Annotated in this window: 27 protein-coding genes and 1 other annotated feature; of the genes, 25 read left to right on the forward strand and 2 right to left on the reverse strand. The window is 38.5% G+C overall.

The features are described 5' to 3' along the window. The first annotated feature begins 187 nt into the window (after window positions 1-187). From corA to mtnN, 14 genes are all read left to right on the forward strand, one after another. Window positions 188-1,153, forward strand: a complete 966-nt coding sequence (gene corA, locus B3D94_RS09365; protein WP_069482092.1) for a magnesium/cobalt transporter CorA — start codon at window positions 188-190, stop codon at window positions 1,151-1,153. 68 nt (window positions 1,154-1,221) lie between these two features. After that, window positions 1,222-1,437, forward strand: a binding site (T-box leader). 145 nt (window positions 1,438-1,582) lie between these two features. After that, complete coding sequence (gene alaS / locus B3D94_RS09370) at window positions 1,583-4,243, forward strand: alanine--tRNA ligase (RefSeq protein WP_069482091.1); 2,661 nt, start codon at window positions 1,583-1,585, stop codon at window positions 4,241-4,243. A gap of 88 nt (window positions 4,244-4,331) precedes the next feature. Beyond that, a complete protein-coding gene (locus tag B3D94_RS09375) occupies window positions 4,332-4,598 on the forward strand; it encodes an IreB family regulatory phosphoprotein (protein WP_004226839.1) in 267 nt (88 codons plus the stop codon). 2 nt (window positions 4,599-4,600) lie between these two features. Then, window positions 4,601-5,017 (forward strand): Holliday junction resolvase RuvX, encoded by a 417-nt coding sequence (gene ruvX / locus B3D94_RS09380; RefSeq protein WP_025114357.1) that lies wholly within the window; start codon window positions 4,601-4,603, stop codon window positions 5,015-5,017. A gap of 18 nt (window positions 5,018-5,035) precedes the next feature. Beyond that, window positions 5,036-5,344 (forward strand): DUF1292 domain-containing protein, encoded by a 309-nt coding sequence (locus B3D94_RS09385; protein WP_025114356.1) that lies wholly within the window; start codon window positions 5,036-5,038, stop codon window positions 5,342-5,344. Between the two features lie 183 nt (window positions 5,345-5,527). Continuing rightward, window positions 5,528-6,055 carry a DUF1292 domain-containing protein gene (locus tag B3D94_RS09390; protein WP_069482090.1) on the forward strand — a complete coding sequence of 176 codons (528 nt, stop codon included), beginning with the start codon at window positions 5,528-5,530 and terminating at the stop codon, window positions 6,053-6,055. Window positions 6,056-6,357: 302 nt separating this feature from the next. After that, complete coding sequence (gene mltG / locus B3D94_RS09395; protein ID WP_036127268.1) at window positions 6,358-7,485, forward strand: endolytic transglycosylase MltG; 1,128 nt, start codon at window positions 6,358-6,360, stop codon at window positions 7,483-7,485. A gap of 284 nt (window positions 7,486-7,769) precedes the next feature. Next, a complete protein-coding gene (locus tag B3D94_RS09400) occupies window positions 7,770-8,402 on the forward strand; it encodes an O-methyltransferase (protein WP_291756999.1) in 633 nt (210 codons plus the stop codon). A 5-nt stretch (window positions 8,403-8,407) separates the two neighbouring features. Then, complete coding sequence (locus B3D94_RS09405; RefSeq protein ID WP_069482087.1) at window positions 8,408-9,340, forward strand: peptidase U32 family protein; 933 nt, start codon at window positions 8,408-8,410, stop codon at window positions 9,338-9,340. Between the two features lie 14 nt (window positions 9,341-9,354). Beyond that, window positions 9,355-10,635 carry a peptidase U32 family protein gene (locus B3D94_RS09410; protein WP_069482086.1) on the forward strand — a complete coding sequence of 427 codons (1,281 nt, stop codon included), beginning with the start codon at window positions 9,355-9,357 and terminating at the stop codon, window positions 10,633-10,635. Next, window positions 10,635-11,273 (forward strand): uridine kinase, encoded by a 639-nt coding sequence (udk, locus tag B3D94_RS09415; protein WP_008180943.1) that lies wholly within the window; start codon window positions 10,635-10,637, stop codon window positions 11,271-11,273. Before B3D94_RS09410 ends, udk begins: the two co-directional genes overlap by 1 nt. A gap of 176 nt (window positions 11,274-11,449) precedes the next feature. After that, the gene (greA, locus tag B3D94_RS09420) at window positions 11,450-11,938 is read left to right on the forward strand and encodes a transcription elongation factor GreA (protein WP_008180941.1); all 489 of its coding nucleotides are present in this window, start codon (window positions 11,450-11,452) and stop codon (window positions 11,936-11,938) included. A 154-nt stretch (window positions 11,939-12,092) separates the two neighbouring features. Beyond that, a complete protein-coding gene (locus tag B3D94_RS09425) occupies window positions 12,093-12,752 on the forward strand; it encodes a YrrS family protein (RefSeq protein WP_291757008.1) in 660 nt (219 codons plus the stop codon). A gap of 59 nt (window positions 12,753-12,811) precedes the next feature. Then, window positions 12,812-13,504: a 5'-methylthioadenosine/S-adenosylhomocysteine nucleosidase gene (gene mtnN / locus B3D94_RS09430; protein WP_069482084.1), complete on the forward strand. Its 693-nt coding sequence runs from the start codon at window positions 12,812-12,814 to the stop codon at window positions 13,502-13,504. A gap of 327 nt (window positions 13,505-13,831) precedes the next feature. Here mtnN and sigK read toward each other — a convergent pair whose 3' ends face one another. Beyond that, window positions 13,832-14,539 carry an RNA polymerase sporulation sigma factor SigK gene (gene sigK / locus B3D94_RS09435; RefSeq protein WP_008180932.1) on the reverse strand — a complete coding sequence of 236 codons (708 nt, stop codon included), beginning with the start codon at window positions 14,537-14,539 and terminating at the stop codon, window positions 13,832-13,834. An 86-nt stretch (window positions 14,540-14,625) separates the two neighbouring features. Beyond that, window positions 14,626-15,126, reverse strand: coding sequence for a CDP-diacylglycerol--serine O-phosphatidyltransferase (gene pssA, locus B3D94_RS09440; RefSeq protein WP_008180930.1), 501 nt, complete (start codon window positions 15,124-15,126; stop codon window positions 14,626-14,628). A 135-nt stretch (window positions 15,127-15,261) separates the two neighbouring features. Between pssA and B3D94_RS09445 the strand changes: the two genes are divergently transcribed. From B3D94_RS09445 to B3D94_RS09495, 11 genes are all read left to right on the forward strand, one after another. Then, on the forward strand, window positions 15,262-16,044 hold the full coding sequence (locus B3D94_RS09445; protein WP_069482082.1) for a phosphatidylserine decarboxylase: 783 nt from the start codon (window positions 15,262-15,264) through the stop codon (window positions 16,042-16,044). Window positions 16,045-16,080: 36 nt separating this feature from the next. After that, entirely contained in the window at window positions 16,081-16,602 is a 522-nt protein-coding gene (locus B3D94_RS09450; protein ID WP_036127255.1) for a YqeG family HAD IIIA-type phosphatase, read from the forward strand. Next, window positions 16,599-17,702: a ribosome biogenesis GTPase YqeH gene (gene yqeH / locus B3D94_RS09455; RefSeq protein WP_069482081.1), complete on the forward strand. Its 1,104-nt coding sequence runs from the start codon at window positions 16,599-16,601 to the stop codon at window positions 17,700-17,702. The genes B3D94_RS09450 and yqeH overlap by 4 nt, the downstream gene beginning before the upstream one ends. Before the next feature lie 36 nt (window positions 17,703-17,738). Beyond that, complete coding sequence (gene aroE / locus B3D94_RS09460; protein ID WP_291757018.1) at window positions 17,739-18,569, forward strand: shikimate dehydrogenase; 831 nt, start codon at window positions 17,739-17,741, stop codon at window positions 18,567-18,569. A 5-nt stretch (window positions 18,570-18,574) separates the two neighbouring features. Next, complete coding sequence (gene yhbY, locus B3D94_RS09465; protein ID WP_008180921.1) at window positions 18,575-18,877, forward strand: ribosome assembly RNA-binding protein YhbY; 303 nt, start codon at window positions 18,575-18,577, stop codon at window positions 18,875-18,877. 9 nt (window positions 18,878-18,886) lie between these two features. Continuing rightward, complete coding sequence (locus B3D94_RS09470) at window positions 18,887-19,477, forward strand: nicotinate-nucleotide adenylyltransferase (protein ID WP_291757021.1); 591 nt, start codon at window positions 18,887-18,889, stop codon at window positions 19,475-19,477. Beyond that, complete coding sequence (gene yqeK / locus B3D94_RS09475; protein ID WP_291757024.1) at window positions 19,446-20,018, forward strand: bis(5'-nucleosyl)-tetraphosphatase (symmetrical) YqeK; 573 nt, start codon at window positions 19,446-19,448, stop codon at window positions 20,016-20,018. The genes B3D94_RS09470 and yqeK overlap by 32 nt, the downstream gene beginning before the upstream one ends. Then, window positions 20,015-20,359: a ribosome silencing factor gene (gene rsfS, locus B3D94_RS09480; RefSeq protein WP_008180916.1), complete on the forward strand. Its 345-nt coding sequence runs from the start codon at window positions 20,015-20,017 to the stop codon at window positions 20,357-20,359. Before yqeK ends, rsfS begins: the two co-directional genes overlap by 4 nt. Then, on the forward strand, window positions 20,360-21,100 hold the full coding sequence (locus tag B3D94_RS09485) for a class I SAM-dependent DNA methyltransferase (RefSeq protein ID WP_291757029.1): 741 nt from the start codon (window positions 20,360-20,362) through the stop codon (window positions 21,098-21,100). It abuts the gene before it with no gap. Between the two features lie 217 nt (window positions 21,101-21,317). Next, entirely contained in the window at window positions 21,318-21,953 is a 636-nt protein-coding gene (locus B3D94_RS09490) for a helix-hairpin-helix domain-containing protein (protein WP_291757031.1), read from the forward strand. A gap of 108 nt (window positions 21,954-22,061) precedes the next feature. Then, window positions 22,062-22,631 (forward strand): ComE operon protein 2, encoded by a 570-nt coding sequence (locus tag B3D94_RS09495; protein WP_069482075.1) that lies wholly within the window; start codon window positions 22,062-22,064, stop codon window positions 22,629-22,631. The last annotated feature ends 37 nt before the right edge of the window (window positions 22,632-22,668 follow it).

A 22,668-nucleotide genomic window follows, 5' to 3' on the forward strand; every position in this document is an offset into this window, starting at 1 on the left:
GTAGAAGGCGTGTTTTTGTTATGAAAGGAAGGTGATGAGAAATGGATAGTAGTCCTGAACCGAATCAGCATGAGGTATGTAGTCAGAATTTATGGAGACAGCCGTCGTTTCTTATCGCCGGCACGGACAGAAGGTTTTAAAATTAACCTTTTGTTACTTTTTATAATAAAACACGAGGTGAAGTATCATGATTAAAATTCACTATTTCAATCACAATAGCAAAACAGTTCAACACGATTTCAATATGAATGATTTACGACTTCCCATTCATAGCGAGGATTTATTATGGGTGGATTTATATGCGTATAGTCAAAATGAATTAAATAATATAGCAGATGTATTTGGCTTTCATCCACTAGCAGTTGAAGATTGCTTACATGAAGGCTCACGCCCCAAAATGGATAGTTATGGAGATTATAAATTTTTCGTTTTCCATGCACCTATCTACAATGAAAAAAGTAATAATGAAATTACAACGGTCGAGTTGAATATTTTTATGGGACCAAATTATATTGTTACGGTCCATAAACAAAAATTACAGTGGCTAGGCCATATAGAAAAAGTTTGTTTAAATAGTGCGAGATATTTGGAAAAGGGCACTGATTTTTTATTGCACACGATCATCGATGGAATTACAGACGAGTATTTCCCTGTGTTAGAGCGAATTCGAGCACGGATTGATGAGCTTGAAGAAGAAGTTTATGATTATCAACCGAAAGTAGTAACAGAAGAATTCCTTTCATTAAAACGAACAATTATTTTAATTCGTCAGGCCATCATGCCGCAACGAAGAATCTTTTCTACAATTAATGGACAATGGAAATTTGATATACAAGAGGAAAATATCCCTTTCTATAAGGATTTAAATGATCATCTTGAACGCATTGTCGACTCCACTGAAACGTATCGAGACTTAGTCAACAGCACATTAGATACGTATTACTCGATTATTAGTGGCAAGTCTATTGAAAAGCTGAACTTATTAACCGTTATTTCTACAATTATGTTGCCTTTAACTGTCATTACTAGCTTCTTTGGCATGAATGTACCATTACCTTATCAAGATTCACCCATTACAACGATTGCACTGAGTGCCTTTTTAGTGTTATTTACATGGGGAATGTGGGCATACTTCAGAAGAATGATTGCTTAGTTATAATTTGTCATACTAGTGCTAATTGACAGGTGAATAGATTTTTCTTATAATTTTCGTTAGAAAAAGTAAACACGACGATGGAAAAAGTACGTAATTGCACGTGTAGAAGAAAGGGATTTCTTGGCTGAAAAAATCCTCACAGTGCAAATGCTGAAAGCTACTCCGGAGTGCAGTTAATCCCTGCCGTTCACTGACGTTACAAGTGCTAAAGAGGTAAGTAAGAATTTTTACTTACAACTAGGGTGGTACCGCGAGACTGAAGATAAGTCCTCGTCCCTTTTTGGGGATGAGGGCTTTTTTATTTTCATTTAGTAAAAAAAACCAATTATAGTGGTTGGTACCAAAACTTGCTGGCAGGAATAGTTGGGTCATCAAGATCTGATTCTTATCGTGATTTTACATTATAAACTAGGAGGAATTTATCCAATGAAAGCAGTTAACATTCGACAAATGTATTTGGAATTTTTTAAAGAAAAGGGGCATCACCATGAACCGTCTGCGCCTCTAGTGCCAATCAATGATCCATCCTTACTTTGGATTAACTCAGGTGTTGCTACACTTAAGCCGTATTTTGATGGTCGTGTTATTCCTGACAACCCTCGAATTACAAATGCACAGAAATCAATTCGTACCAACGATATTGAGAACGTAGGAAAAACAGCGCGTCACCATACTTTCTTTGAAATGTTAGGGAACTTTTCTATAGGGGATTACTTTAAAAAAGAAGCTATTCATTATGCTTGGGAATTTTTAACGGATAAAAAGTGGATGGGCTTTGATCCCGAGTTACTATCTATCACAATCCATCCTGAAGATCAGGAAGCATATGATGTTTGGCATCAAGAAATTGGTATTCCGGAAGAACGTTTAATTCGTTTGGAAGGGAACTTTTGGGATATTGGTGAAGGTCCTTCTGGTCCAAACTCAGAGATTTTCTATGACCGCGGCGTAGAATATGGCTCAGACGAAAATGACCCTGAAATGTACCCAGGTGGAGAAAATGAACGTTATCTAGAAATTTGGAACCTAGTGTTCTCTCAATTCAACCATAATCCTGATGGTACGTATACACCACTACCAAAGCAAAATATTGATACTGGTATGGGACTAGAACGTATTGTCTCCGTGGTTCAAAATGTACCAACGAATTTTGATACGGATTTATTCATGCCTATCATTGAAAAAATTGAGGAATTTTCCAACCGTAAATACAAACGCCCAAGTGAAGTAGATTTAAATGAAATTTTTGGCTCTGAAGAAGATATTAATACGCCATTTAAAGTTATTGCAGACCACATTCGTACTGTAGCGTTTGCTATAGGTGATGGTGCCCTTCCTTCAAACGAAGGCCGTGGCTATGTATTACGCCGCTTACTACGTCGTGCCGTACGTTATGCAAAACAAATTGGAATTGAGAAACCATTTATGTTTGAATTGGTCCCAACAGTGGGCAAAATCATGGAAGACTTCTATCCAGAGGTAACGGAAAAATGTGAATTTATTCAACGCGTTATTAAGAATGAAGAAATTCGTTTCCATGAAACATTAGATGGTGGTCTTGCAATCTTTAATGAAGTTGTAGAATCACAAAAAGCGGCTGGTCATGATTTTATCCCAGGAGCAGATGCTTTCCGTTTATATGATACTTACGGTTTCCCAATCGAGTTAACGGAAGAATATGCAGAAGAAGTAGGAATGAAAGTCGATCATGAAGGCTTCGAAACGGCGATGGAGGAACAACGTGAACGTGCGCGTGCGGCTCGTCAAGATGTTGACTCTATGCAAGTACAAAATGAAGTATTAGCAAACTTAACGGTTGCCAGCGAATTTGTTGGCTTTGACACATTAGTAGCTAATACTGAAATTGCTGCAATGATTGTGAATGGTCAAGTAGAAAAAGTAGCATCTGAAGGCCAAGAAGCTTTAGTTATTTTAGCTCAAACACCATTCTATGCTGAAATGGGTGGTCAAATTGCCGATAGCGGTATCATTTCTAATGATAGCTTCACCGCTGTAGTAAAGGATGTTCAAAAGGCACCAAATGGTCAACCGCTCCATACAGTAGTTGTTGAATCAGGTGAAATGCATGTGGAAGATGCCGTCCAAGCAATTGTTAATCGTGATGATCGCAATTTAATTATTAAAAACCATACAGCGACACATATTATGCAACGTGCGTTAAAAGATGTATTAGGTGATCATGTCAACCAAGCTGGATCATATGTAGGCCCTGATCGTTTACGCTTTGACTTCTCTCACTTTGGTCAAGTGACTAAAGAGGAATTACAGCAAATTGAACGTATTGTAAATGAAAAAGTGTGGGATGATATAGAGGTCGTTATTGAAGAAATGGCCATCGATAAAGCGAAAGCAATGGGTGCAATGGCTTTATTCGGCGAAAAATATGGCGATGTTGTACGTGTCGTTTCAATCGGAGACTATTCCATCGAGTTATGCGGTGGTATCCATGTAAAACGTTCTTCTGAAATTGGTTTCTTTAAAATTGTTTCAGAAGGTGGAATTGGTGCGGGTACTCGTCGTATTGAAGCTGTTACAGGTAAAGTGGCTTATGAAGTAGTCAAAGAAGAAGAAGCACTTTTAAATGATGCGGCAGCATTGTTAAAAGCAAATCCTAAAGATATCGTCACAAAAGTACAAGCCTTACAAGGTGACTACAAAGAATTACAACGTGACAATGAAGCATTATCTCAAAAAATTGCCAATGCTCAGGCTGGGGCAATTGTTGATGCAGCACAGACAATTGGAGATGTCACAGTTCTTTCTACAAAGGTAGAAGCAAAAGACAATAACCAACTGCGTCAGATGATGGATGATTTGAAGGCGAAAATGCCAAAGGCTGTTATCGTTCTTGGAGCAGTGGATGGCGATAAGGTTATGCTATGTGCTGGAGTATCAAAAGAATTAGTTGGTGGCAATTACCATGCTGGAAATATCGTGAAAATGGTTGCAGAAGCTTGTGGTGGTAAAGGTGGCGGTCGTCCTGATATGGCGATGGCAGGAGCAAAAGAAGCTTCAAAACTTGATGAAGCACTACTTTCTGTGTATGATTATGTTAAATCCATTTAATTAATTCACCAAAACATGTTATAATAAAGAGAAATTGGAGATGAGCTTGTTCGCACATCTCCTTATTTCTGAAAGCGAGGTGCTGGTCATGAGTTCATTTGATCAAACGATGAAATTTAATTTTCCAGAAGAATCAATGGAACAGGAAGTCAAGCAGGTAATGTTGAAAGTTCATTCTTCATTAGAGGAAAAGGGATATAACCCTATCAATCAGATTGTTGGTTACTTACTTTCTGGTGATCCGGCGTATATTCCTCGCCATCAGGATGCTCGTAATTTAATTCGCAAGCTTGAGCGTGACGAAATTCTAGAAGAGCTTGTTAAATTTTATATCAAAAAGAATAACGAGGACTAGAAATGAGAATTATGGGATTAGACGTTGGGTCGAAAACCGTTGGTGTTGCTGTCAGTGACGCACTTGGTTGGACTGCCCAAGGTATTGAAACCGTAAAAATTGATGAGGCTAATGGCGAGTTCGGTATCGATCGTATCGCTGAGCTAGTAAAGGAATACGCAATAACAGAATTTGTTGTAGGCTTCCCGAAAAACATGAATAATACGGTTGGACCGCGTGGAGAGGCTTCTGAAAACTATAAAAAGTTATTGGAAGAAACGTTCTCACTACCGGTTAAATTATGGGATGAACGTTTAACAACGATGGCAGCGGAACGTATGCTAATCGAAGCAGATGTGAGTCGCAAAAAGCGCAAGCAAGTCATTGATAAAATGGCAGCTGTGATGATTTTACAAGGCTATTTAGATAGCAAAAATTAATTGATGAGGTGACTATACATGGCAAACGAGCATAACCATGAAGAAGAATTACACGTTCAACACATTACAGTGATTGATGAAAACGGAAATGAACAGCTTTGTGAAGTGATTCACGTACATGAATCTCCAGAGTTTGGAAAATCATACGTATTTTACTCAATGGTAGGCGCAGAAGAAGATGAAGATGGATCAGTTGAAATTTTTGTTTCTTCATTCGTACCGTCTGATAACGGTGAAGATGGTGAACTAACACCTATCGAAACTGAAGCAGAATGGGATATGGTAGAAGACGTATTAAACGCTTTAGAAGATGAAGACGAAGACTAATCTTCTTTCTTAAAGCTTGGAACAAGGATCGCAGCTTGCAGTCCTTGTTCCTTTTTTATTGAAAGTATATTTAGTTTGTTAGTAAATATCCGAATAATGGTGAGAATCTGCTCGAAGATATTTAGTACGTGTAGAAGTAACTACTTAGTAAATGACATTAAACTGTCAGAAGGAGATAATCGAATGAATGAAGAAACACAAGAATTTATGATAATCGATGAAAATGGAAAGGAACAACGTTGCCATGTGGTCTTTACATTTGATGCAGAGGATAAATCCTATGTGCTATTTTCTTTGTTGGATGCCAATGGTGAAGAAATTCCAGGAGATCTATCAGCGATGACTTTCGATTATGACGATAACAATGGCGAGATGACCAATCTACAGCCTGTCGAAACAGATGCTGAATGGGAAATGATTAATGAGGTGGTATTAACACTTCTAGATGAATTTGAAGAAGAGCCACAGCTTATTACCGTGACAAATGAAGATGGAGCGGATCAAGTTTGTGAGGTAATTCATACTTTTGCATCCGAGCAATTTGGTAAATCGTATGTATTATATGTGCCTGCGACAGATGAGCCAATGGATGAGCGTGAAATTTTCGCATCTCAATATCTGGCTGGAATTGACGGCTCTATCGAAGAGCTATTACCAATAGAAACAGATGAAGAATGGGTGTACGTTGAAGATATATTAAACGAACTATAAAAACTCTGAGTGGTTAGGAGCCACTCAGAGTTTTTTTGTTTTAGTAATAGAATTATTCTATCAAGAGTTTAATCACATGAATTACTATAATCGAACATCTTAGAGGAGCAATTATTACAGTCTTTTATTATTGTAAAGTGACTGTATTAAAGCTATTTCACAAAGCTTTTAGCAAAACAATCTGCTGGCAAAAATAGCCCGCGGATTTTTATATATATGTAAATTCTCCTGAATTGTCGATTTCTGTTTGTCGTGATAGTTGATTTCTAGTATGATATTGGATAGTGATAGGGGGGAAACCCGTGGATAACGGTACTAAAAAACAAGAAATGTTTTCAAAAATGCAAGAAAAAAAATCAGAGGTAAAAATCGTGAGAAAAATCGTTGCCATTGTGGCAATTGTTTTTGTCCTCGTTATAGGGATTGTCGGTTTATTTGGGTACAATTATGTAAAGGGTGCTTTAAAACCACTGGATCCTGACGCAACAAAAGCAATTGCAGTAGAAGTACCAATCGGTTCTAGCTTGAGTTCTATTTCTACATTATTAGAGAAAAAAGGTGTTATTAAAGATGCGCGTGTTTTTAAATACTATGCAAAATTTAAAAACGAATCTCAATTCCAAGCAGGAAATTACGATTTAACGCAAGCGATGACATTTGATGAACTCATTGAAAGCTTAAAAACAGGGAAGGTGTACCGAAAACCTGTCTTTACGATGACGATTCCAGAAGGCTTAACAATTGAGCAAATTGGGAAAGTTATAGAAAAGAAAACACCATATACACAAAAGGAATTTATGGATTTAGTAACGAGTGACACATTTGTTCAACAAATGATGGCCAACTATCCTGAGCTAGTAACGGATGCAGTGTTAGCTGACAATATTCGCTATGATTTAGAAGGCTATTTATATCCGGCTACTTACTCGTACTATGAGGAAAAGCCATCTCTAGAAGCGATTGTTGAAGAAATGATAGGGGCTATGAACAATGTGGTAAAAAATTATAGTGATGTTTTAGTGGAAAAACAAATGTCCGTTCACCAACTGTTAACATTTGCATCATTATTGGAAGAAGAAGCTACGGCTCAAACAGATCGAGAGACAATAGCAAGTGTCTTCTATAATCGTATAGATGAAGGGATGCCACTACAAACAGACCCAACTGTTTTATATGCGCTTGGTGATCATAAAGATCGTGTGCTGTATGAAGATTTAGAAGTGGATAATGCGTATAATACTTACAAAAATAAAGGCTTACCACCAGGTCCAATTGCGGGTGCTGGAAAAACTTCTATTGAGGCGACATTGAATCCTAGTCAAACAGACTATTTCTATTTCTTAGCAGATAAAGAGGGCGTGAACCACTTCTCGAAAACATATGATGAACATTTGCAGAAAGTGGAAAAATATTTACGAAAAGAAGAATAAGTGTTAGAAAAGAGTAAATGGTATAGAGCAAACATAGAGAGTAGAAGGAAAGAAAAATAGCTTTCCTTCTATTTTCATGCTATTATAAAGTGTGATTTTTGATCAATCCGTTTATTCGGGACAAATATGCGTGGTGGCAATTGTTTGAGCATGTCAAAAACAATTGCTCATTTTTGTATGGCAAAGTACCAAGACATCACGTTTGGTCTTTTTCTTTTTGTTGATAAATGATGAAGTACGGACAACGGCTACATGCACGTTGCCTTTTAATTGAGGGTGAAACAATGGAATTATCAGATGCATATATACAATCATTTATACAGCCACGTAATGAATTGCTTTTAGAAATGGAAGCATATGCGGAGGAGAATCATGTACCGATTATGCAACTTGCAGGTATTGATGCTTTGAATCAATTGTTGCGCATTCAAAATCCGCAAAAAATTTTAGAAATTGGCACAGCAATTGGTTATTCTGCTATTCGAATGGCAGAAGCTTTACCAAATGTCCATATCGTTTCGATTGAACGCGATATAGAGCGTGTGACAAAAGCTAAAGCCTATATTAAACGGTCAACCGTATCTGATCGAATTAAGGTCATTGAAGGCGACGCTTTAGAGGTAGACGATAAGGCCATTGACACAAAGTTCGATGCAGTATTTATCGATGCCGCAAAGGGACAATATCAACGCTTCTTTGAAAAGTACGCTCCCCTCGTAAAATCAGGAGGAGTCTTGTATATCGACAATATGTATATGCATGGCTTGTCAGATCTAGATTTGAAGGATGTCCCACGTCGAAAACGTACAATGATCCGCAATTTAAAAAACTTCACAGAATGGATAATGCAGCACCCGGATTATACTAGTGCTTTTTTGCCAGTAGGTGACGGTTTATTACTATGTTTGAAGAGGTGACTACTATGAAAAAACCAGAATTGCTTGTGACACCACAATCATTAGAACATATTAAAGCACTTTTAGAAGCTGGAGCAGATGCTTTTGTTATTGGTGAACAACAATTTGGTCTACGTCTAGCAGGAGAATTCTCAGTAGATGAGGTGGAAGAGGCAACGAAGCTCATTCACGCAGCGGGTAAAAAAGTTTATGTTGCAGTGAATGCCCTTTTCCATAATGAAAAACTGGAGGCACTTGCCGACTATTTAAAAGAAATGCAACGCATCGGTGTGGATCGTTTAATTTATGGCGACCCAGCAGTATTAATTATTCGTCGTGAGCAAGGCGTAACAATTCCATTGCATTGGAATCCTGAGACGACTGCAACAAACTGGTTTACGGCAAATTACTGGGGAAAACGCGGTGCGACTCGTGCAGTGTTAGCACGTGAGCTTTCTCTTGATGAGGTATTAGAAATTAAAGAAAGTGCGGAATTAGAAATTGAAGTACAAGTACATGGTATGACATGTATGTTCCAATCAAAACGCCCGCTTCTTGGCCATTATTTCTTGTATCAAGATAAAGTGATGGAAATTGAAAATCGTAAAGATAATCGAAACATGTTCCTACATGATGATGAGCGCAACAATAAGTATCCAATTTACGAAGATGTAAACGGTACGCATATTTTTAGTCCTAATGACATGTGTGTTATTGATGAGCTTGGCGAATTATTTGAAGGTGGCATTGATGCCCTGAAAATTGAGGGTGTGCTACAAACTCCAGAATATGTGGTAACTGTGACGGAGGCCTATCGTAACGCCATTGATGCATATTTTGACGAATCTGAAGAAGCATATGATGACATAAAAGATGAATTATTAGCAAAAATTGAAGATATTCAACCAGCCATTAGACCATTAGATACAGGCTTTATCTTCAAGGAAACTGTCTACTAAGAGGGGGCAATAACATGGCATTAGCGTTAGAACAAAATGACAAAATCCGTGACATTGTCGACGGTAAACGTGTCATTACAAAAAAACCAGAGCTACTTGCCCCAGCGGGTAGCTTAGAAAAATTAAAAGTAGCCGTGCATTACGGAGCGGATGCTGTATTTATTGGGGGACAAGAGTTTGGTCTACGTTCCAATGCAGATAACTTCTCTATAGATGAAATGCGTGAAGGTGTAGAGTTTGCTAATCAATATGGTGCGAAAATTTATGTAACGACAAATATATTTGCACATAATGAAAATATGGCAGGCTTGGAGCGATATTTAAAAGATATTGAGTCGGCAGGTGTGACAGGTATCATCGTTGCAGACCCACTAATTATTGAAACATGTCGTACAGCTGCCCCTAAACTTGAAATTCATCTTTCTACACAGCAGTCATTGTCCAACTGGAAGGCAGTGCAGTACTGGAAGGAAGAAGGCTTACATCGTGTTGTATTAGCACGTGAGGTAGGCGGAGAAGAAATGAAATTGATGAAGGAAAAAGTCGATATTGAAATCGAAGCCTTCGTTCATGGCGCAATGTGTATTGCTTATTCTGGCCGTTGCGTTCTATCTAACCATATGACTGCTCGTGACTCTAACCGTGGCGGTTGTTGCCAATCATGCCGTTGGGATTACGATTTATATGAATTAGAAGATGGGGAAGAAAAAGCACTGTTTGATGATAATCACGCATCTTTTGCTATGAGTCCTAAAGATTTAAAATTAATTGAAGCCATTCCACATATGATCGAGCTTGGTATCGATTCTTTAAAAGTGGAAGGGCGTATGAAATCGATTCACTATGTGGCAACAGTTGTATCCGTATACCGCAAAGTTATCGATGCCTACTGTGCTGATCCTGATAATTTTAAAATTAAACGTGAATGGCTAGAGGAGCTAGATAAATGTGCAAATCGTGATACGGCTGAAGCATTCTTCCATGATGCACCTGGCTCAGAGGAGCAAATGTTTGGTATTCATGGCCGAAAAACAACATATGAATTTGCTGGTTTAATTTTAGAACATGATCCAGAAACAAAAATGGTTACGATGCAGCAACGAAATTATTTTAAACCTGGTGACGAAGTAGAGTTCTTTGGACCAGAAATCGAGAATTTCCGTCTGACAATGGGAGAAATTTGGGATGAAGATGGCAATAGCCTAGATGCAGCACGTCATCCATTACAAATTGTTAAATTCAAATGTGACACACCATTAATGCCGCATAACATGATGCGAAAGGAGAATAACTAATGGAAGTGAAGCGTCCTGTTGTTATCGGTATAGCTGGTGGCTCATGCTCAGGTAAAACGAGTGTGACGCGCGCCATTTATGATGTTTTCCGAGAGCATTCAGTTGTTGTTATTGAACAAGACTTTTATTATAAAGATCAAAGTCATTTAACATTTGAAGAGCGATTAGGAACAAACTACGATCATCCGTTAGCATTCGATAATGATTTATTAATACAGCACATCAAGAAACTTTTAGTGCGTCAACCGATCGAAAAGCCAGTTTACGATTACGTGCAGCATACTAGAGCAGCAGAAGTGATCCATGTTGAGCCGGTAGATGTTATTATTCTAGAAGGAATTCTTGTGCTAGAAGATGCTGATCTACGTGATTTAATGGATATTAAATTATTTGTAGATACCGATTCTGATTTACGAATTATTCGTCGTATCATGCGTGATATTAAAGAACGTGGACGTACAACAGATTCAGTTATTGATCAGTACTTATCGGCGGTTCGACCAATGCATAATTTATTTATTGAACCTACAAAACGTTATGCTGATATTATTATTCCTGAAGGTGGGGATAATGAGGTAGCAATTGATTTAATGGTAACGAAAATTAAAACTATTCTTGAAACCGACAACGTATTGTAATAAGATAGAGTGGTATTGACAATATTTACATGCATATTTTAAAAAAGCATGCATACTATTAGGTCAAAGCGTAATTTGAAAAACGTTTAAAAATAATAAAATTCGATTAAATGCACCTTACTAGCATTTAGTCGAGTTTTATGTTTTTATATTGAAGAAACAAGGAGTGAAGGACTTTGGCAAATGAAAAACAGTACCCTATGACAGCTGAGGGAAAACGTAAATTAGAAGAAGAATTAGTGAAATTAGAAACTGAAACACGTAAAGAAATCGTTGAACGTATAAAAATAGCTCGTGATTTTGGTGATCTTTCTGAGAATGCTGAGTATGATTCAGCAAAAGAAGAACAAGCCTTTTTAGAAGGACGTATTTCAACTTTAAAATCAATGATTCGCAATGCAGTGATTATTTCTGAGGATGAAACAGATAACAGCGTGGTATCACTTGGGAAAACGGTTACATTTGTAGAAATTATTAATGGTAAACCATCAACTGATGAAGAATCTTATACAATTGTAGGTTCGGCTGAAGCAGACCCAATGGAGTTCCGTATTTCAAACGAATCACCAATTGCAAAAGGCTTACTTGGCCGTGCTGAAGGTGAAGAAGTAGCTGTTCAAACACCTGGTGGCGAAATGAAAGTTAAGATTGTTTCGATTAAATAATATGTAAATGGACAAGCAGTTGGTCTTTCTAATTTAGAGAGGCTAGCTGCTTTTATATTTCAGGCTAAAATGCCACGAAGTAAATTAATGAGTATAATTGTTTTGCAAGTGCTGTCGAACTTGATAGAATATTTGCTAGAGAGGGGGAGGAAATATGAGTGAACGACAAACTCGTAGTAGTCGTCATTTGCAGCCATCTCGTAATAAAAAGCTAGATAAACTATTGAATGTTTTAATTGGTGTAGTGGTTGTACTAATTATTATCACAGCAACTTATGTGTTTAAATGGCAAGATGATGCAGAACAAACAGTGAAAGATGAACCGGCTCAAGAGGAAAAAGACGACAACAAAGAAGTGGATAAAGAGCCTGTGAAAGAGGATGAAAAGGATCTGGCTGTAGAAGAAGATCAAGCTTCAGAGGAAGAGGATGAATCTCAGCCTGAAGAAAATCAGCAGGAACAAGGTGCGCCAGAAGAATCAACTTCAGATAATCCAAACGTAGAAAAAGTGATAACAAATAAAAATTGGCAGCCAACACCTACAACTCAAACGGGACAACATGTGTCTTCCTACGATTCTTCATCCGTAGACTGGTCTGAAAAAGTAGCAACTGTTACAGGTGTAACCGGTATTAGTCAAGATAATATGATTATTTGGCGTATGCAAAATAATGGTGGTCCTAATTCTTCAATTGCCACAGTTTCAACAAAAGATAAATCACAGATGTACCGTGTCAGTATGGAATGGGTGGATAATGCAGGATGGTTGCCTGTAAAGCTTGAGCAACTGAATACATTGGAAGGCGCCTATTGACGAAAATCACTCTTTTGATTATTTTTAATAGAGTTGATAAAGAAGGGAAGTAACATTACATGAAAATTGCAGTAATTGGGGCAATGGAACAGGAAGTAGAATTACTACGAACATCTTTAAGCAATGCACAAAGTACAACGATAGCAGGTAGTGAGTATACAACAGGAACATATGAAGGCAAGGAAGTCGTGTTATTAAAAAGTGGTATTGGTAAAGTCAATGCGGCTATGTCCACTACCATTCTTTTGCATGAGTTTAAGCCTGATGTTGTTATTAATACAGGCTCTGCTGGTGGTTATGATGAAGCCCTTGAGGTGGGAGCTGTAGTCATTTCAGATGAAGTCCGTCACCATGATGTGGATGTCACAATTTTTGGTTATGAAATTGGACAAATGGCTGGTATGCCAGCAGCTTATAAATCAGATGAACGATTAATGAAAGTAGCTGAGGAAGCTGTTAAGGCAGTTGGAGAGCATCAATATGGCATTGGTTTAATTTGCTCTGGGGATGCATTTATGAATGATCCTGTGCGTGTAGAAGCTGTTCGTCATCATTTCCCTCAAATGAAGGCGGTTGAAATGGAAGCGGCTGCGGTTGCACAAGTTTGTTATCAATTTGCTACACCTTTTGTAGTAATTCGTGCTTTATCAGATATTGCAGGTAAAGAGTCAAATATTAGCTTTGATGAGTTTTTACCAGTTGCTGCAAAACACTCGACACAAGTTGTCTTACAAGCGATTGCCTCACTATAATACACAAAACGGTCAAAATGTGTTGTTTCTAATGTGAGAAAAATCACAGTGAATGAATAGTATAAATGCTACACTAGCTGTAATAAATCTCTTCATATTAGAATGGGAGGCATTCATGATGCTATTATTAACAGTAGGTGTAGTGATTATCACTACTTTAATAGGTACATTGATTACGGCAGAACTATCAGAAACAGCACATTCATAAAATTTAAAAAATTCCTTTGCGACATAGCAATGTCGCAAAGGGCTTTTTTTATGCCATAGAATCGGCACATTCTCCACCAAAGATGCATTGAATTTTCTTAGTGAACATTTTACAATATATTACTCAATTGACTTTTGGTCGCGTTTGTATAATTGATAGAGTTTAATGAGTGCCCGTTTTTCAATCCGAGATACATAGCTTCGAGAAATATTTAGCCGAGCTGCAATCTCCTTTTGCGTGAGGGCATCTTGTTGATTTAATCCATAGCGAAGTGTCACAATTTCTAGTTCTCGTTCATCAAGCATATGCAAGTAATGATATAGCTGTGCCACATGCTCTTTATGTTCGATTTTCTCGGTTGCACTTTCTTCATCACATTGGAGTAAGTCTCGAATTTGAAGCGCATTGCCATCTTTATCTGTTCCGATTGGCTCAAATAAAGAGACATCCTTCTGCACTTTTTTCTGTGTGCGTAGATGCATCAAAATTTCATTTTCAATACATCGAGCTGCATATGTGGCAAGTCTTGTTTTTTTGTCCGGGGTATAGCTTTCTACTGCTTTCATTAGCCCGATCGTCCCGATTGAAATATAATCATCTAGTTGTTCATGTTTTGGATGGAATTTTTTTACGACGTGCGCGACGAGCCTCATATTGCGTTCTATTAGGTCCAGGCGTGCTTGCTCGTCGCCACCTAAAAATCGTTCAATACAAGCAGCTTCCTCTTCTTTTGAAAAGGGTTTATGGAATGTTTGCCCCTTTAAATAGCCAAGTAACGCTGGGATCTCAAGCCATAACTGCAACATTGATGTAAAAATTCCGCTCATTGAATGATTTCATCCTTTCCCCATTTTTCGACAGTATATGTTTCAAAGCTGTGGGAAATGAAAAAAGTGCAACAGCAATTGTGCTGTTACACTTTTTTTAACGTAAATGTACTAATCATGAGGAAAGCTAAAATTGGAAAAAGGAAAAGATAAAAGGCCGGATGGAACGTAGTCGCTACAAAATACGTTAAAGTTAAGAACGTACCAGCAGCTGTAATAGGTAAACCTGTGAAATAGCCATTTGCTTCACTAATATTAAAGCGGGCTAATCGCATCGCACCACAAACGATAAACAGGACGGCCATCATCATGCCGACAAAACCAAAATCAACTAGAACAACTTCGTACATTAATAATGCAGGCGCCACGCCAAATGATATAATATCACTCATAGAATCTAATTGTTTACCTAACTCAGACACTTGTCCGAGTGCTCTAGCTACCTTACCATCATAGCGATCAAGTAGAGCTGCAATAAAGATAAACAAGACACTATAGCTATAGTATTCATGTAAAGTGGCCATAATAGCCGCGCCTCCAAAGGACATATTACTAATTGTAATGAAGTTAGCTGCGTGCGATTTCATTTTCTTAACCGTGGTATCCACCAACTTGTGATAAAAAAACAAGGGGGATCACTCCTTTGCACTTAAGATATTGTACCATTATACTTCGAATGCGAAAAAATTGACAGTCTAAATTAATGGATAGGGGTTTTACTAATGAAAGAAAAACTATATCAACGCTTGATAGAACTAACGAATGGTAAGCAATCCTCCAATCTTTTGCAAGCTATTGCGAAAGCTAAGTGGAGTAAACGTATAATTCCAAGCTACATGAAGTTATACGATATAAACCTTGAAGAAGTTTCAAAAAAACAACAACAATTTTCATGTTTACATGAATTTTTTACAAGAGAGCTTTTAGAAGATGCACGACCGATTGAAAAAAATCCGATGGTGTATGTAAGTCCTGTAGATGCCAAGGTAGAATCCTTTGGAAGAATTGAATGGGATATGACTTTTCTGGTGAAAGGTAAGCCATATTCACTTGAGGATTTACTTGGTAATTCGGAGCGAGCGGCCAACTATGCAGACGGCCATTTTATTGTTTTTTATTTAAGTCCTGCTGATTATCATCGTATTCACAGCCCGATTGATGGGGAAGTACTAAGACAGTATACGCTTGGTCAGAAATCTTATCCTGTGAATCAAATAGGTCTTACATACGGTAAAAAGCCAATTTCCCACAATTACCGTTTAGTGACAGAGTTAAAAACTTCACATAATCAGCAAGTAGCGTTTATAAAAGTGGGGGCGACCTTCGTGAATTCAATTGTGCTCACGAACAGAACAACAAACTGGTATAAAGGACAGGAAGTCGGTTATTTCTCATTTGGTTCGACAGTTGTTATGCTGTTTGAAAAGGATTCGATTGAGTTTACGGAAAATGTTGTCCAGGGCAACCCAATTCGAATGGGTGAAGCCTTTGCAAATATGCTATAATGGTCGAATAATACGTTAAGATTAGGGGTCGCTATTTTGTATAATTTTTTATTACCGAACGAATTTGTGACGAATATTTTCGAAATTACACCTGAAAAATTACAAGAATTAGGTATAAGAGGGATCATTACAGATCTAGATAATACACTTGTGGAATGGGATCGTGAGGATGCAACAGAAGAACTGATCATCTGGCTTCGTATCATGAAGGAATCTGGTATTCGTGTCATTATTGCGTCTAATAACAATGAGGCACGTGTTAAACGCTTCGCAGAGCCTTTAGGTATTCCATATATTCATAAGGCAAAAAAACCATTGCGAAATGCTTTTTATAATGCCCTTATTCAATTAGGCTTGCGTCCTAATGAAGTAGTAATGGTAGGAGATCAGCTTCTTACAGATGTAATGGGTGCGAATCGATTAGGCTTGCATACAGTGCTTGTAAAACCTGTTGCACAGTCTGATGGACTTGTAACAAAACTGAATCGATTCATTGAACGTCGAGTGTTTAATGATTTAAAACGAAAAGGAATTATAACTTGGGAGGAACAAGAATGATTGAAATGCCAAATTGTATTGGCTGTGGTACAACAATTCAAACAGAAGATAAAACAGCAGTTGGGTATGCACCCCCATCATCACTAGAAAAGGATGTGGTCATTTGCCAACGTTGCTTCCGTTTGAAAAATTATAATGAAATTCAACCAGTGTCATTAACAGATGACGATTTTTTACGCATTTTAAATGGCCTTGGTACACAGCAAGGCTTAATCGTAAAAATAGTTGATATTTTTGATTTTAATGGAAGCTGGCTACCTGGCCTACACCGTTTTGTAGGGAAGAATCCTGTACTTTTGATTGCGAATAAAGCTGATTTATTACCGAAATCGGTTAAACCGAAAAAAGTTATCAATTGGTTAAAACGCGAAGCGAAAGCGTTAGGGCTTCAGCCTGTTGATGTGTTGTTAGTAAGTGCCCATAAAGGTAAGGGAATGGCCGAAGCAATGGAAGCCATTGATGAATATCGACAAGGACAAAATGTTTATGTTGTGGGCTGTACCAATGTCGGAAAATCCACATTCATTAACCGCATTATTAAGCAGGCAACAGGAGAAGGGGAGGTTATTACCACATCCCATTTCCCAGGTACTACATTAGATATGATTGAAATTCCATTGGATGATGGAAGTGCATTATATGATACGCCTGGTATTATTAATCATCACCAAATGGCCCATCATATTGATTCAAGTGAATTAAAATACATTATGCCAAAAAAAGAAATCAAACCGAAAGTCTACCAACAAAATGCGGGACAAACCTTATTTATTGGGGCTTTGGCGAGATTTGATTTTATTCAAGGAGACCGTTCAGCCTTTACAATCCATGTGGCAAATGACTTACCGATTCACCGAACAAAGCTTGAGAAGGCAGATATGCTGTATGCAGAACATAAGGGAGAACTTTTGGCACCACCAACTGCGGAGTTTATTGACCAACTTCCGCCTTTAGTTCGTCATGAGTTCTCCATCAAAGAAGCTAAAACAGATGTTGTATTTTCTGGACTAGGCTGGATTACTGTACAGCACGCCAATGTTGTAGTAGCAGCATACGCGCCAAAAGGTGTACAAGTTTCAATACGTCCATCACTTATATAGAAGGTGAAGGATGAAGGAGAGAAGAGGGACTAGGAAATGAAGAAGTGGTTTGCAGTTATTGGTGATCCGATTAAACATTCAAAATCACCAGCCATGCATAATGCTTGGTTTGAGGAAATGTCCATAGATGCGACTTATATTCCACTACATGTATCTTCTGAGCTATTAGAGTCAGCAGTTGCTGGCTTGAAAACTTTAGGGGCAAGTGGCTGGAATGTAACAATTCCTCATAAAACAGCAATCATTCCCTATTTAGATGAGCTAGATGAGTTGGCGTATAAAATGGGAGCAGTGAATACGGTTGTACGAACAACAGAAGGAAAGCTGAAAGGCTATAATACAGATGGTGTTGGCTTTGTGCGTTCACTAGAAGAAGCAGTAGGTTCGTCTCATAAAGACAAGCCTGTGTTACTTGTTGGTGCAGGTGGCGCTGCCCGAGGTATAGCCTTTGCTATGCAGCAGCAAGGTTATAATGATTTGACCATTACTAATCGTACTGTAGCTAATGCCCAAGCTATTGTGGATGAAATGGGTAATGGCCGTGCCATTTCATTAAAGGAAGCGGAAGAAACATTGGCTGAATTCAGCATCATTGTGCAAATGACTTCGGCAGGCCTTGCTACGGGCAATTTTTCAATGCCATTTTCCTTAAATCGTCTTGAGAAAGGAGCAATTGTTGCGGATATTGTGTATAATCCATTAATGACGCCTTTTTTACAAGCGGCTGAAGAAAAAGGGGCAACAATTGTGACAGGTTTAGGGATGTTTGTGCATCAAGGAGCCATTTCTTTTGAGCACTGGTTAGGCAACTATCCAAATACAAATTCAATGATTGCGCAGCTAGAGGCGCAATTAGGAGGAAACTAATTTTTATGTTAACAGGTAAACAAAAACGTTTTTTACGTGCAGAAGCACACCATTTATCACCAATTTTCCAAGTGGGAAAAGGTGGCGTAAATGATGAAATGACTAAGCAAATTCGTGAGGCATTGGAAGTACGTGAGCTAATTAAAGTGCGTATTTTAGATAATTGTGAAGAGGATAAACATGAAGTGGCAGAAGCACTTGCAAAAGGTGCACATGCAGAGCTTGTTCAATTAATCGGCCTTACAGTTGTTTTATATAAAGAATCACGCAATCAAAAAAAGATTGTATTACCAAAAGCAACGAAATAAGGTGAGACGATGAAAAGGGTCGGTTTACTAGGAGGTACGTTTAATCCTCCACATATGGGGCATTTATTAATGGCAAATGAGGTATTTCATGCGTTGCAACTGGATGAAATACGTTTTATGCCGAATGCCATACCGCCACATAAGCATGCACGTTATGATGCCAGTAATGTGAAACGACTTGAAATGGTTGAGCGTGCAATTCGCCCATTTCCTTATTTTTCGGTAGAGCCGTATGAGGTAGACAAGGGTGGCGTATCCTATTCCTATGAGACACTTTCGGCATTATGTAGAAAGGAACCTTCTGTAAAATTCTACTTTATTATCGGTGGCGATATGATTGATTCGCTACATACATGGCATTGTATAGATGACTTAGTAGAACTTGTCCAATTTGTTGGTGTCAAGCGTCCAGGATCGGCCGCCATTACAGAGTACCCTATATGCATGGTGGAGGTGCCTCAAATCGATTTATCGTCCACACTGATTCGTGAACGCCTGGCGACTGGAGGAACGGTGACATTTTTACTACCAGAAGCGGTAGAGACGTTCATACGAGAGGAAGGTCTTTATGGAACGCGAACAGTATTTAGCGGCGATTAAGCCCAGAATGCCGGAAAAACGTTATATTCATACAATCGGTGTCATGGAAACGGCCATCGAACTGGCACGAAAGTACGGCGAGGATGAGAAAAAGGCTGAAACAGCGGCAATCCTTCATGATATTGCTAAATATGCAGAGATAGAGTGGATGGAGCAAATCGTCCGAACGGAAAGGTTAGATGCACGCCTCATTGGCTGGGGCAGTGAGCTACTTCATGGCCCAGTTGGTGCATATATTGCAGAAAGTGAATTCGGCATCAAAGATGATGAGCTGTTGAATGCTATTCGTTTCCATACGACTGGGCGACCTAATATGAGTCGTTTAGAAAAAATTATTTTTGTCGCAGATATGATTGAACCGAATCGCCAATTTGATGGTGTGGATCGTCTGCGCAAAAAAGCGCAAAAAAATTTGGATAAGGCCATGAGTGCATGTGTCCGTCATACATTGGCATTTTTAATCGACACAAAGCAGCCTATTTATCCGTTATCAATAGAATGTTATAACGATATGATGAACAGAGAGGATAGTGAAGGATGACTTCAACTTTATTACAAGCAGCTTACAAAGCGATCGACGACAAACATGGTGAGGATATTGTCGTTTTAAATATGCAAGGAATTTCTCTTTTAGCAGATTACTTTATTATTGCCCATGGTAACTCAGATCGTCAGGTACAAGCAATTGCACGTGAATTACAGGATGTAGCAGAAAAAGATGGCTATGAAATTCGCCGTGTAGAAGGATTTGATGGAGCTCGTTGGGTTCTTGTAGACTTAGGAGATGTAGTAGCACACGTATTCCATAAAGATGAGCGTGCTTATTATAATTTAGAGCGTCTATGGGGCGATGCACCACAATTAGACATGCCAGAGGCCTAAGTGAGTAGTTACGAACGCTTCGCCCATGTCTATGATGAGCTACAAACCGATATTCCTTACAATCTTTATGTAGATTGGGTTGTACAGCATGCACCTAGCGGCCAATATAAAAAGCTATTAGATATTGGTTGTGGAACTGGTGTGCTTAGCTTGCTATTTGCACAGGCTGGCTACAAAGTCAGCGGCGTTGATTTATCAGAAGAAATGCTTTCCGTTGCGACTGAACGTTTTACTGATGCAGGATACGAGGCTCCGTTTTATTGTATGTCCATGGACGAACTCGATGGCTTTGAGGGAGTAGATGTGGTCACAATTGCCATTGATTCTCTGAATTATGTTGTAGAGGAGCAAGCAGTCTATACGACATTAGAACGGATCTATCAGGCATTACGAGATGGGGGTCAGCTATTTTTTGATGTCCATTCAAAATTTAAAATGTCGGAAATCTTTTTAGATGGACCATTTACGTATGACGATGGAGACATTAGTTATGTATGGCATACAGAGCCTGGAGACTTTGAGCATTCTATTATCCATCAAATGACCTTTTATGTACGTGAAGCTACAAGTGATTTATATGAACGCTTCGATGAGGAACATATTCAACGTACGTTTCCTATCGAACAATATATGACTTGGCTTCGTGATATTGGCTTTAGTGATGTGGAAGTAACATCAGATTTTACTGACGAAGCGCCAGAATATGAAAGTGAACGTATTTTTATCCGCGCGGTAAAATAAATAAGAAAAAGTACCACGCTGCCGATTGGTAGTGTGGATTTTTTTTGTAGAGCTGGTGGATGGAGGGGAGAGAGTGACGGATGGAACCACAAAAATCGCCGATCGAACGATCAAATGAGAGCTTTTCTTTCTCTCTTTCAGGTTTGCAATCCAGGTTTGTTAGTGTATGATGAGGGTACCTCCATATGATGACCTTTTGCATTGAAAGGACGGTACTATGTTGCAATCTTTATGGCAAAAGTACAAAAAAGGTATGCTAATCCCTGGCGTACTAGTAATCAGTGGACTATTTTTTTACTTCTATTTTTCGAGTTCTGACTCTTCACTTCCCCAAGAAGGGCTCATCGAAACCATCCAACCTATTGAAGAAATGAATCAAGTGGAATCTACTGCTGAAGTAGCGGTCCAACAGCAGATATTTGTTGATATAAAGGGTGCTGTTATGTATCCAGGCGTCTATGAACTTCAGCCAGACAATCGTATTATCGATGCCATTCAGCTTGCAGGTGGTTATATTGAGAATGCAGATACGCAACTTGTTAATCATGCGCAAAAAGTTCAGGACGAAATGGTCATTTATATTCCCATCAAGGGTGAACATTTTGAAGATGCATCTACAAATCTGTTCATTTCACCTATGGAAAGCAAGAATAAGGATCAAAAAATTAATATTAATATTGCTGATACAGAAACACTTGCTACATTACCAGGAATCGGTCCCTCAAAAGCTCAAAGTATTCTTAGTTATCGGGAGGAAAACGGACGCTTTCAAACCATTGATGACTTAAAAAATATTAGTGGTATTGGTGAGAAAACATTTGAGAAAATAAAGTATTCTATTACAGTTAAGTAAAGCTAATAGCATAGGAGATATTGACGCCCCTTTTCCAAAAGGGCTACACTATAGTAGAAAAGCAACAAGGTCGAAAAACTTGTAAGGTAAAATTTTGGAGGTAGTCATATGGAGCGAATTACTTGGGATCAATTTTTTATGGCACAAAGCCATTTACTCGCATTACGTAGTACATGTACAAGACTAGCGGTAGGAGCGACTGTTGTCCGTGATAAGAGGATCATAGCAGGGGGATATAATGGGTCTATTACAGGTGATGAGCATTGTATCGAAAAAGGCTGCTATGTAGTGGACAACCATTGTGTGCGTACGGTGCATGCTGAAATGAATGCGTTACTACAATGTGCTAAATACGGCACACCAACAAAAGGTGCAGATTTATATGTAACCCATTTCCCATGTCTCCCTTGCACAAAATCTATTATTCAAGCAGGCATTGAGCGTGTTTATTATGCAACTGATTATAAAAATAATCCATATGCTCAGGAATTATTTGAAAAAGCAGGTGTGACAGTTGTTCATGTACCATTTGATGAACGGAAAATCGATTTTTTACGAGATGAAAAACTAGCCTTGTATACAGAGATGCTTCATGAGCTTCGCGAGAACGGATTGTCAGCCGAAAAATTGCTTCCGTATGAACAGAAGGTGAGTGCACTATTTGGTATAAAGCTTTAAGGCATAAATGGATTTATGTAGCCCTCACTGTACTTGT

This window comes from Lysinibacillus sp. UBA5990 (genome assembly GCF_002429815.1).
GTDB classification, from domain to species: domain Bacteria; phylum Bacillota; class Bacilli; order Bacillales_A; family Planococcaceae; genus Lysinibacillus; species Lysinibacillus fusiformis.